The following is an 11,015-nucleotide window of genomic DNA, read 5'->3' as shown; positions in this document are numbered from 1 at the left end:
AATCTGATCAACCACCGCCAATTTAAAAGACAGTGAGTAATCACGCTGTGTGCGCTTTACACCTTGCTCCATCTGACTCTCCGGAAATTCGGGATGGGAGGTGTAAACCTTATTCAGGACGGGACACCGGCCACAAAAAAGCCCGCAGCGATGCGGGCTTTTTTGTGGCCGGTTGAAACCGGCTCCTACGGGGCCTCAGGTCTTGATCTGGCGCTCGTGCATCCGTGCCAGCTGGCGCTCCAGCATCGACGGATACGGCTCCATCAGGCGCTCCACACAGCACGCCCCTTCAGGGCTGGCAATCGGGCGGATGCGGGCACGCTGGCGAATCAGCGCATCATCACTGACCTTGCGCTCCACCAGCAGCAGGTTGCGGCTGTGTTGCGACAACGCCAGGGCATCCTGGGCCTTGTCGGTCAGCAGCAGGTCGATCTGGCTCAGGCCGTGCAGGTCTTCACCCAGCGCCAGGCCCAGCTGCAATTGCAGGGTAATCCCGCTGTCGGCCACTTCCACCTGCAACGCATGCCCCAGGGCACGCAGCAGTTCGCCACAGCAGATGGCGTTGGTCAGGTAGTCCTCGCCGCTTTCCGAGCTGTGGAACAACAGCAGCGTGCTGCCATCGTTGAGTGTGTGCACTTCGCTTTCATACAGCGACGCGGCCTGGTCGAGGCAGTCGCGGTAGCGGTCCAGCAGTTCGGTCAGACGTGCCCGAGGCAGGCGGCGCAGTTGCTCCTGGGAGCCCAGTTGCACCGCCAGCACCGCACTGGCCTGCGGCTCGCGTGGCGCAGCGGGTATTACAGCCTGCGGCGCGGCATCGCTGTCGTCGCGCAGGTCGGCAAACGCCTCGTCGTCGTCTTCATCATGCGCTACTGGCCTGGGCAGCGCCGGCTTGGGCTCCAGCGCCGGCTCGCGCAGGTTGCGCACCTGCAAGGCCGGCTGCGCTTCATGTTCGTCGTAGTCGTCTTCTTCCTCGGGCTCTGCTTCAGGCTCCGGCGGTGGCGGGGCAAAGCGCGAATGCAGCTGGCGCGCCAGGTCGCCGATCTCGTCCTGGCGGTCGGTGGCCGGGGTGTAGGCATCCAGGTCGCGCAGCCACACCCGCAGTTGCAGCAGCGGCGTCGAAATGAAGCGCCCCAGGCGCAGGCTCAAGGCCAGAGCAAGAGCCAGCAGGATCGCCGCCAGAATGCCCATGCTCTGCAGGCTGATGGTCAGCGGCTGCTGGAACTGGCTCATGTCCAGGCTGATGCGCAGTTGCCCGGCCGTCACGTCCTGGAAGGTGATCTTGGTCTGGTACAGGCCCTCGACCTCGCCCAGCAGGCCGTTTTTCGGGCGCTGGCCGGCTTCGGCGAGGATCCGGTTGTCGACGCTGTAGATGGCGGCATGGGCCACCAGCGGGTTCTTCACCAGGTTGCCGAGCAGCACGTTGAGGCTGAGGATGTCGTTGGACACCAGCAGTTCGGTGGCAGACGTGGCGGTCTGCGTGGTCAGGCTCTGACCCAGGGCGTCGGCCTGCTCGTGCATGGCCTGCTTGAACTGCAGGCCCATGACCCCGGCGTAGATGACCAGCGCCAGCGCTACCAGAAACACGTTGTGGCAGGCGATCCGCAAGGCCAACGGCACACGGCGCTGGCGCAGGGCACGGAAGATCAGCAGGAAGAAATTGTCGGTTTTAACTGGCGTGGGCCGGTTCACAGAGCGCGGCTCTTTATGTCGGAGAAGGTGCTGCGCAGTATAGCGACAGGGCATGGGCCGGCAAAGTATCGACTGCGCCCGATGGTCTGCGAAAGTGGGTAGAATGCGCGTTTTGTCACTGTGTCGGAGCCCGTTTTGCGCGAAATCGTTCTGATTAACATCACCGGCGAGGACCGTCCGGGTCTCACCGCGGCCATTACCGGCGTGCTCGCCCAGGGCGGGGTGAACATCCTCGACATCGGCCAGGCGGTCATCCACGACACGCTGTCGTTCGGCATCCTGGTGGAAATCCCCAGCACCGAGCAGGCCAGCGCCGTGCTCAAGGACATCCTCTTCACCGGGTACAAGCTGGACCAGCAGGTGCGCTTCACCCCGGTTTCCGAGCAGGACTACCAGCAGTGGGTCGACGGCCAGGGCAAGGCCCGCCACATCGTGACCCTGCTGACGCGCAAGGTCACTGCCGAGCAGTTGCAGCGGGTGAGCTCCATCACCGCCCAGTACGGGTTGAACATCGACCATATCGACCGTCTGTCGGGTCGTATCGCGTTGGACACCCCGGCCGACCAGGGCAAGGGCTGCATCGAGTTCTCCGTGCGTGGCGAGCCGGCCGACCCGCAGGCCCTGCGTGCCGAGTTCCTCAGCGTGGCGCAGGAGCTCAACGTCGACATCGCCTTCCAGCAGGACTCGCTGTTCCGCCGCAACCGTCGCCTGGCGGTGTTCGACATGGACTCCACCCTGATCGAGGCCGAGGTCATCGACGAGCTGGCCAAGGCGGCAGGCGTGGGCGAGCAGGTGTCGGAAATCACCGAGCGTGCCATGCGTGGCGAGCTGGATTTTCGTGCCAGCTTCAAGGAACGCCTTGCGCTGCTCAAGGGCCTGGACGTCAACGTGCTGGACGAGATCGGTGCTTCGCTGCGCCTGACCGAGGGCGCCGAGGTGCTGTTCGCCGAGCTCAAGCGCCTGGGCTACAAGACCGCGATCCTGTCGGGTGGCTTCACCTACTTTGCCAAGCAGCTGCAGGCCAAGCTGGGCATCGACTATGTGTTCGCCAACGAGCTGGAAGTGGTGGACGGCAAGGTGACCGGCGTAGCCGTGGAGCCGATTGTCGACGCGCAGCGCAAGGCTGACCTGTTGACCGAGCTGGCACGCAAGGAAGGCTTGCAGATGGAGCAGACGATTGCCGTGGGCGACGGTGCGAACGACCTGCCGATGCTGGCGATTGCCGGCCTGGGCGTGGCGTTCCGGGCCAAGCCGCTGGTCAAGCAGTCGGCCAAGCAGGCGATTTCGACGCTGGGGCTGGATGGGGTGCTGTATCTGCTGGGCTTCAGGGATCGCGACGGTCGCGACTGAGAAAGCGCGGCCGCTGCGCGGGTCAAGCCCGCTCCCACAGGTTTGCCATCGCTCCAGAAGGCCGTGCAGCCCCTGTGGGAGCGGGCTTGACCCGCGATGAGGCCCGACAGCCAGGCACAAAAAAGCCCGCATCGCTGCGGGCTTTTTGTTGGGTCAGGCGTGCTGCGCCGGCAACCCCAGGCATTCGCCCATGTTCACCACCGACCCCGCACCCAGCGATTCGGCCCACTTCACCTGCTCTGGCCCGAACAGCACCACAGCCGTCGAACCCAGCTTGAAGCGGCCCAGCTCGGCGCCTTTTTCCAGGTGGATCGGTGCACGCGCTGCCTCGTCGTAGCGGAAGGTCTTCAGCTCGCGCTTGGGCGGCGTGACCAGCCCGGCCCATACCGTCTCGACCGACGCCACGATCATCGCGCCCACCAGCACCACGGCCATCGGCCCGCGCTCGGTATCGAACAGGCACACCACGCGCTCGTTGCGCGCAAACAGCTCCGGCACGTTTTCGGCGGTGGTCTGGTTGACCGAGAACAGCCGCCCCGGCACGTAGATCATCTCGCGCAGGGTACCGGCCAGCGGCATGTGCACGCGGTGGTAGTCCTTGGGCGACAGGTAGATGGTGGCGAATTCGCCGCCCATGAACGGCGCAGCATTGGCCGGGTCGCCGCCCAGCAGCTCAAGGGTGCTGAAGCTGTGGCCCTTGGCCTGGAAGATGCGGCCATGCTCGATCGGGCCCAGCTGGCTGACAGCGCCGTCGGCCGGGCACAGGATCGCCCCCGGGGTCTGGTCCAGCGGGCGTGCATCCGGCTTGAGCGCGCGGGTGAAGAATGCGTTGAAGTGCTCGTAGGCGGTCAGGTCTTCGACCTGGGCCTGGGACATGTCGACCTGGTAGCGCTTGGCGAACCACGCGGTGAAGGCATTCTTGAACCATTTCACGCGGCATTCGGCCACGCAGCCGGCCAGGCGCGACAGCAGGTGGTGGGGCAGCAGGTACTGGCTGATGATGAACAAGCGGGATTTCATTGAATTTCCTTAAACTTCTACAGGCGTGTCGGGGTGGTTGCCCCATTCGCCCCATGAGCCGGCATAGGCCTTGACCCGTGGGTAGCCCAGGTGTTTGGCCACAAGATAGGTGAAGCCGGAGCGGTGGTGGGTCTGGCAGTGGGTAATCACTTCCTTGTCGCGGGTGATGCCCAGCTGCTCGAGGATCTGGGGCATGTCCTTGCGGATGCGCAGGTGATCGTTCTGGTCCATGCCGGCCGTCCACTCGAAGTTGACCGCGCCCGGGACGTGTCCGCCCTTGGCGGCCAGCACTTTCTCACCCCGGTATTCCTGCGGGCTGCGCGCATCCCAGACCGCCAGGTCGGCAGCGCCCAGGCGGCTTTGCAGGTATTCGCGGGTGGCGGTGGGGGATTCGTGCAGGGTCAGGCTGACGCTGCCGGCAGCGGGCGCGGGCACATCGGTCGAGAGCTCGCCGGTCCAGCCCAGCGCGCCACCGTCGAGGTAGTGGTAGCGGGTATGGCCGATCACATCCAGCAACCAGATGAAGCGCCCGGCCCAGCCGCCGCCTTCGTCGTCATACACCACATACACGGCGTCCGGGTTGTGCCCCAGCTCGCCGAACAGCTTTTCCAGGTCGCCTTGGCTCGGCAGCAGCCCGGGCGCCGGTGGCTGGCCCAGCTGGGTGCGCTTGGGGTCGACGAAGCGCGCACCGGGAATGTGCCCGCTGCCATAGCGTTTCGTGCTGGTCAGGTCGACCAGGATCAGCCCCGGCGCATCCAGGCGGGCTTGCAGGTCGGCGGGTTCAATCACCAGGGGCAAGCCGGAAAAGTCAGTCATCCAGAGTCTCCAGATCGGAACAGAGTGGGCGATTGTAGCGCATGGGTCAGGTGCTGCGGTTGCTGAAGGCGGTGAGGGCGCGCTCGATGCACTGGGCGGTCTTGCCGAACGCCTGCACGCTGATCTCCGAGAACGGGCCGCCGCCCTGGTCGGCCAGCACCACCATCACCACCTTGCCGTTGCTCGACAGCGAGCGCAGCAGCAGGTGCTGGCCACGGAACAGCACGCGCAAGGTGCCGGGCAGCAGGGCACCGAACTGGGCATAGTTGTCCGGGGTCAGGCGCAGTTGTGCCGACTGGGTCAGCAGGCGTTGCAGCAGCTTGCTCTGGGCGAGCGGCACCACCAGGCCGCCGGCCTCGGCGGGCAGCCCGGCGATCTGGTGCACGCGCAGGTGGGTCATGCCCTTGTCGGCCATCAGCATCATCACCCGCTGCATGCCGCAGGCCACCAGGGCATCGCGGGCGTAGGTGGTCAGGTGCATGGCGTTGGTGAATGCACTGGGCTCTACCAGCAGGTCGGCGCAGTACTTGCGCCAGGCCCCCAGCGATTCGGTCGAGGGCACGTCGGCAGGCCGCAGGCGGCGGTGCACGTAGTGCGAGCCGGTCGGCCAGATCAGCGATTCGGCGGGGTGGTAGAGGTCGTCGTCGGCGTGCAGGCGCGCACTGTTGGCGGCCTGCTGGTGCACCTGTTGCTGCACGTCGCTCAGCGGCACCTGCAGGTACAGGCTGGTCAGGCGTTGCCAGCGCTGGCTGTGCGGGCAGTCCCAGGCGTGCTGCGCCGCCAGGGCCAGGCCGTTGGCCAGCAGCACGGTGTTGGCCGGCTGGTTGAGCCAGCGGCGCAGGGCCGGGTCGGCGTCCAGCAGCTGTTGCTGGCGCAGCGGGTTGTCGTGCAGGCGGGCGATGTGCATGACCTTGACCAGCAGGCGGCGTTCTTCGCTGAGCACGTGATAGCCCTGGGTGACCCAGTTGGGCAGGCGCCAGTAGTCGGCCAGGGCGCGGCACAGCGCCAGCAGGGGCACACCGAACAGTTCGCGCTCCACGCGCAGCGCCGGCTCGCCGCGGTGCACCACGCGCACTTCCCATTCCTCGATCAGCTTGGGGTGCGCCAGGGCCAGGGTCCACAACGGCGAGAGGAACAGCAGGCTGCCCCAGTGGATCTCCTGCCACAGCCGCGCCAGTTGGCTGGCGAACAGGCCGCTGGCCTGCTGGCTGGCATGCAGGCTGATCATCTGCAGGTGGCGCAGGGCCTTGGGGATCTGCGCCGGCGGCGCGGTGGGCAGGCGCAGCAGCAGTTCTTCGGCGCGCTTGAGGCCAAGCCGGTTGAGGGCGATTTCCAGGCTTTCGGCCGGCTCGGCCATGCTGGCGTGGGTATGCCGGTTGGCTTCGCGCATCACGCTGAGCACCAGCGCGGGGCTGTCCTGCATCAGATCGGCGATGTCACGCAGCGAGCGGCGGCTGTCGCCGATGGCGGCTTTTACCCGCTCGTGACTGTCCAGCGGCACCGGCAGTTGCACGCTGTCGAGCAGTTTGATCCAGGCGTCTAGGGTCTTTGGAATTTGAGTTGGCACGTGAGTTCACTAGGCATGCTGGGAGGTGGCCGAACTGGCTTTTCGCCTTGACTGGCTATAGTCTGGCGCAGAACTGCCGATAAGTAGAAGAAGAGTTTTACGAACTTCCGCCCCCGACCCTGACCACGACAGTAAGTGCTTCCAATCTATGGCTAAAATTATCGGCATCATTGTCGTATTCGCGAGCGTGCTTGGCGGATACGTTCTTTCTCACGGCAAGATCGCGGCCCTGATTCAGCCTTTCGAGGTGCTGATCATCGGCGGTGCCGCCTTTGGTGCGTTCCTGCAGGCCAACCCCGGCTACATGACCATGCACGTGATCAAGAAGTCGCTGAGCATGTTCGGCTCGCGCTTCTCGCACACCTTCTATATAGAAGTGCTGGGCCTGATCTACGAGATCCTCAACAAGAGCCGGCGCGAAGGCATGATGGCGATCGAGGGCGATATCGAAGACGCCACGGCTAGCCCGATCTTCGCCAAGTACCCGGCGGTACTCAAGGATGAGCGCATGACCGCGTACATCTGCGACTACCTGCGCATCATGTCCACCGGCAACATGGCCCCGCACGAGCTCGAAGGCCTGTTCGACATGGAACTGCTGAGCATGAAGGAAGAGCTCGACCACCCGTCCCATGCCGTGACCGGCATCGCCGACGGCATGCCCGGCTTCGGTATCGTGGCGGCGGTACTGGGTATCGTGGTGACCATGGCCTCGCTGGGCGAGGGCGACCAGAAGTCCATCGGCCTGCACGTGGGTGCGGCGCTGGTGGGTACCTTCTTCGGTATTCTGGCGGCCTACGGCTTCTTCGGCCCGCTGGCCACCTCCCTGGCCCACGACGCCAAGGAAGAGGTCAACGTGTACGAGGCGATCAAGGCCGCACTGGTGGCGTCGGCCTCCGGCATGCCGCCATCGCTGGCGGTGGAGTTCGGTCGCAAGGTGCTGTTCCCCAAGCACCGTCCAAGCTTTGCCGAGCTGGAACAAGCAGTTCGCGGTCGCTGATCCATGGAAAACAATCAGCCGATCATCATCAAGCGCGTAAAGCGCTTCGGCGGCGGCCATCACGGCGGCGCCTGGAAAATCGCGTTCGCCGACTTCGCCACGGCGATGATGGCGTTCTTCCTTGTGCTGTGGCTGCTGTCCACCGCCACGCCCGAGCAGAAGATCGCGATTGCCGGCTACTTCAAGGACCCGATCGGGTTCTCCGAGAGCGGCACCCCGTACATCATCGACCTGGGCGGCTCGCCAGAGCTGGCCCCGGAAAAGACCATCAACCCTGAAGTGCAGTCCGAGCCGACGCCTGACACCAGCATCCAGCTGGACAAGGACGCGGTCGAGAGCATGGCCGAGCAGGTCGAGAAAGACCGCTTGAACCTGGTGCTGCAGGAGCTGCAGAACAAGGTCGAAGAGAACCCGCAACTGCAGAAGTTCAAGGACCAGATCCTGTTCGAGATCACCCAGGACGGCCTGCGCATCCAGATCATGGACGCCGAGAACCGGCCGATGTTCGACCTGGGCAGTGCGCGCCTGCAGCCGTACTTCGAGGACATCCTGCTGGCCATGGCCGACACCATCAAGGCGGTGCCGAACAAGATCAGCATCAGCGGCCACACCGATGCCAAGCCCTACGCCGGCACCGGTGATTACGGTAACTGGGAGCTGTCGGCCAACCGTGCCAACGCGGCGCGTCGGGCGCTGGTGGCCGGTGGCTATCCGGATGCCCAGGTGGCGCGGGTGGTGGGGTATGCATCGTCGTCGCTGTTCGACCGCGAGAACCCGCTCAACCCGGTGAACCGTCGTATCGACATCATCGTGCTGACCAAGAAGGCCCAGCGCACTATCGAGGGCGAGCAGACCTCGCCGACGCCGCCGGACGCAGCCCAGCCGGGCGCGGCACCTGCGCCGGGCGCTGCGGCACCGACGCCCGAGCCCGAGCCGATGCAGCCGCGTGAACTGCGCGAGAAGCTGAACATCTTCGAGGATGGCGTGTTGAAGATGGACGAGCCCAACAAGCCGCAGTGAGCCGGCAGCCGACAACGCCCGCATGGAGTGATCCGTGCGGGCGTTGTGCTGTGTGGGGTTCGGCATTTCAGTAGCCGCGACCGATGCTGGCCTTGAGCTCGGCCTGGAAGTGCTGGGCATTGCAGCGATTGTCGCCAGGTGCGGCCTGCGTGGGCAGGTTGAGGGCACGGCCAAGGGTGTGTTCCAGGCGGTACGCGCTGACGAACAGGTCCAGGTCGGCGGCTTGCGCCATGGTCGGCAGTTCGCCCAGGTAGGTGGGGCTGGCCGGCTCGCCCAGCTGGAACGTGGCGACCCGTCGGTCGGCCAGCGCTGCGGCGCCCAGGGCGAAGGGCACCCACCAGGCGCCGCAGGTGTTGCCCGACACCAGCACGATCAGGTGGGTGCAGCCGTGCAGGCTGCGGCTGATGAGGGTGGTGAGGGTGCAGGCATCGTCGGCCTGGGGGTCGATGGCCTCCAGGCAGGTGGCCAGGCCCTCGAGGCGCAGGTGCTCGCCGATGGCCATGGCGGCGGCCAGGTCGTTGCGGCAGTAGAGGAGTGAGACTGGCATCCGGAGGTCCCTGGTGGGCGCAAATCTGGTGCGGGATACCTTTGATGATTACGACGCGTGGTGCAAGGCGTGGGATTGAATCAGGAGGTGGACTACATGCCTGGGTGAAAAGGCCTACAAATGTGTTGCGACAACTGACGCCTTCGCCGGCGAGGCCGGCTCCTACAGGTGTCCGCGTAAGGCGAATCTTCGGAATTTCCCTATTCCCTGTAGGCCCCTTCCCAATCATACTTTTGCCGCTTTCCCGCCATTGCGGTGGTCACGGTAGCGCTCTAGTCTGCGTCGCGTCGTTGGTGTTCAACGACCGGTTTTGACAGGCCGTTACTGATTTCGGACCACATGTGCATCGCTTTATGGCGGCTGTGCGTGGGGCACTTCGTGTGCGCCGAGTTCCGGTATCCTCGGTCTGTCAACCCGCGTACAGCTGCCACCTATTTGTTTGACAGCAAAGCGTGGTAGCTCCACTGATACTGGAGTTGGTCATGTTGAAAATCGTCCCCGATCCACCGCATTACGCCAATCTGCCCCTCGAAGACATCCTCTCGTGCACTGATCGCGAGCGCTGTGCGCTCGTTCGCCGGCAAGGCCGGCTCCTACAAAGGCTCGCAGTACCTGTAGGAGCCGGCCTTGCCGGCGAAGACGCCCGTAGAGCCAATTAAGAAAGTCGTCGGGAGATAACAGATGGAAAACAGCTCAGTCTTCAAGACACTAGGCGTCGGCACTTTCGGCGAAGGCGAGGGCGGCCCCACCGCCGAGCGCCTGTTTCGCGTGCAAGCCGGCCACAACGCCGACTTCGCCCTGGAACAATCAGCCCTGCTGCTCAGTTGCGCCTACAAGCTCACCTTGCAAGCCGGCATCGAGCCGGATGGCACGCTTGTCTGGGCGGCACATTACCTGAGCGGCATGTCCAAGGCCCTGGTCGAGGATGTGGCGCACGCGATGTTCATCGAACAAACGCCTGCGCCATGACGGTCAGTAGCTGTCCTGCGGCAGGCTGGCAATGATCGAGCGATAGCTGTTCATGCGCTGCTGCTGCACGCGCCCGTCTTCCAGCGCCTTGAGCAGCGCACAGCCCGGCTCGCGGTCGTGCTTGCAGTCGCGGAAGCGGCAGGTGCCGATCAGGTCGTTGAACTCGATGAAGCCGGCCTCCACGTCCGCCCGGCTCACGTGCCCCAGGCCGAACTCGCGAATGCCCGGCGAGTCGATCAGCTCACCGCCACCCGGGAAGTGGTACAGCCGCGCGGTGGTGGTGGTGTGCTGGCCCTGGCCCGACCACTCCGACAGCTCGCCTACGCGGGTGTCGACATCGGGCAGCAGGCTGTTGACCAGCGACGACTTGCCCACCCCGGACTGGCCGACGAACACGCTGATGTGCCCATCGAGCATGGTCTGCAACTGCTGCATGCCGTCGCCATGGTGCGCCGACACTTCCAGCAGCGGGTAACCCAGCTGACGGTACACCGCCAGCAGCGCATTCAGCGCCGGGGCGTTCTGCTCGTCGATCAGGTCGGCCTTGTTCAGCAGCAGCAGCGGGCGGATACCGGCATGCTCGGCGGCCACCAGGTAACGGTCGATCAGGTTGGCATGCGGCTCGGGGGCCGGGGCGAACACGATCACGATCAGGTCGACGTTGGCCGCCACCGGCTTGAGCTGGCCACGGCTGTCGGGGCGGCACAGCTCGGTGCTGCGCGGCATCTGCGCCACGATCACGCCGATACCCTGGTTGCCGGCGCGCCATACCACCTTGTCACCAGTGACCAGCGCTGGCAGGTTGGCGCGCAGGTGGCAACGGAACACCTGGCCGGCCACGTCGCCGTCCTGTGCTTCGACTTCCACCTGCACGCCGAAGTGTGCAATCACCAGGCCCAGTTGTTCAGGCCCCAGGTCGCCGCCTTCGAGGGTGTCCAGCGTGTGCTGTTCGCGTTTGGCAGCGCGGGCGGCGCGCTCACCCTGGATTTTTTCGATGCGCCAGTTCTGGCGGCGATTGAGCTGGCGTTTGGCCATGT

Annotated in this window: 10 protein-coding genes; 4 read left to right on the top strand and 6 right to left on the bottom strand. The window is 65.1% G+C overall.

What is annotated here, in order from left to right:
• Window positions 1-195: 195 nt before the first annotated feature.
• Window positions 196-1,689 carry a histidine kinase gene (locus tag QMX96_RS19555; protein WP_282362253.1) on the bottom strand — a complete coding sequence of 498 codons (1,494 nt, stop codon included), beginning with the start codon at window positions 1,687-1,689 and terminating at the stop codon, window positions 196-198.
• Between the two features lie 135 nt (window positions 1,690-1,824).
• Here QMX96_RS19555 and serB point away from each other — a divergent pair, with 135 nt between their 5' ends.
• Window positions 1,825-3,039 (top strand): phosphoserine phosphatase SerB, encoded by a 1,215-nt coding sequence (serB, locus tag QMX96_RS19550; protein WP_043863552.1) that lies wholly within the window; start codon window positions 1,825-1,827, stop codon window positions 3,037-3,039.
• 153 nt (window positions 3,040-3,192) lie between these two features.
• Here the strand turns inward: serB and asd are convergent, their stop codons facing one another.
• The 3 genes from asd to QMX96_RS19535 are packed head-to-tail and all read right to left on the bottom strand — an operon-like array spanning window position 3,193 to window position 6,442.
• Entirely contained in the window at window positions 3,193-4,059 is an 867-nt protein-coding gene (asd, locus tag QMX96_RS19545; RefSeq protein ID WP_282362252.1) for an archaetidylserine decarboxylase, read from the bottom strand.
• 9 nt (window positions 4,060-4,068) lie between these two features.
• Window positions 4,069-4,875 (bottom strand): rhodanese-like domain-containing protein, encoded by an 807-nt coding sequence (locus tag QMX96_RS19540; RefSeq protein WP_282362251.1) that lies wholly within the window; start codon window positions 4,873-4,875, stop codon window positions 4,069-4,071.
• A 46-nt stretch (window positions 4,876-4,921) separates the two neighbouring features.
• Window positions 4,922-6,442, bottom strand: a complete 1,521-nt coding sequence (locus tag QMX96_RS19535; protein WP_054916178.1) for an HDOD domain-containing protein — start codon at window positions 6,440-6,442, stop codon at window positions 4,922-4,924.
• Window positions 6,443-6,590: 148 nt separating this feature from the next.
• On the opposite strand from QMX96_RS19535, the gene motA reads away from it, so the two are divergent.
• The gene (motA, locus tag QMX96_RS19530; RefSeq protein WP_282362250.1) at window positions 6,591-7,442 is read left to right on the top strand and encodes a flagellar motor stator protein MotA; all 852 of its coding nucleotides are present in this window, start codon (window positions 6,591-6,593) and stop codon (window positions 7,440-7,442) included.
• 3 nt (window positions 7,443-7,445) lie between these two features.
• Window positions 7,446-8,462 (top strand): flagellar motor protein MotB, encoded by a 1,017-nt coding sequence (motB, locus tag QMX96_RS19525; RefSeq protein WP_043863547.1) that lies wholly within the window; start codon window positions 7,446-7,448, stop codon window positions 8,460-8,462.
• A 67-nt stretch (window positions 8,463-8,529) separates the two neighbouring features.
• Here motB and QMX96_RS19520 read toward each other — a convergent pair whose 3' ends face one another.
• Window positions 8,530-9,009 (bottom strand): toll/interleukin-1 receptor domain-containing protein, encoded by a 480-nt coding sequence (locus tag QMX96_RS19520; RefSeq protein WP_078479874.1) that lies wholly within the window; start codon window positions 9,007-9,009, stop codon window positions 8,530-8,532.
• Window positions 9,010-9,690: 681 nt separating this feature from the next.
• Between QMX96_RS19520 and QMX96_RS19515 the strand changes: the two genes are divergently transcribed.
• Window positions 9,691-9,978, top strand: a complete 288-nt coding sequence (locus tag QMX96_RS19515; RefSeq protein ID WP_043863545.1) for a DUF3077 domain-containing protein — start codon at window positions 9,691-9,693, stop codon at window positions 9,976-9,978.
• Between the two features lie 3 nt (window positions 9,979-9,981).
• Here the strand turns inward: QMX96_RS19515 and rsgA are convergent, their stop codons facing one another.
• Window positions 9,982-11,013, bottom strand: coding sequence for a small ribosomal subunit biogenesis GTPase RsgA (rsgA, locus tag QMX96_RS19510; RefSeq protein ID WP_196932997.1), 1,032 nt, complete (start codon window positions 11,011-11,013; stop codon window positions 9,982-9,984).
• Between the last annotated feature and the right edge of the window lie 2 nt (window positions 11,014-11,015).

It is taken from the genome of Pseudomonas sp. PS01300 (genome assembly GCF_029960155.1).
Classification (GTDB): Bacteria; Pseudomonadota; Gammaproteobacteria; order Pseudomonadales; family Pseudomonadaceae; genus Aquipseudomonas; species Aquipseudomonas palmensis.
The sequence above is the reverse complement of the archived record's forward strand: the minus strand, read 5'-3'. Positions and strand labels throughout refer to the sequence as shown.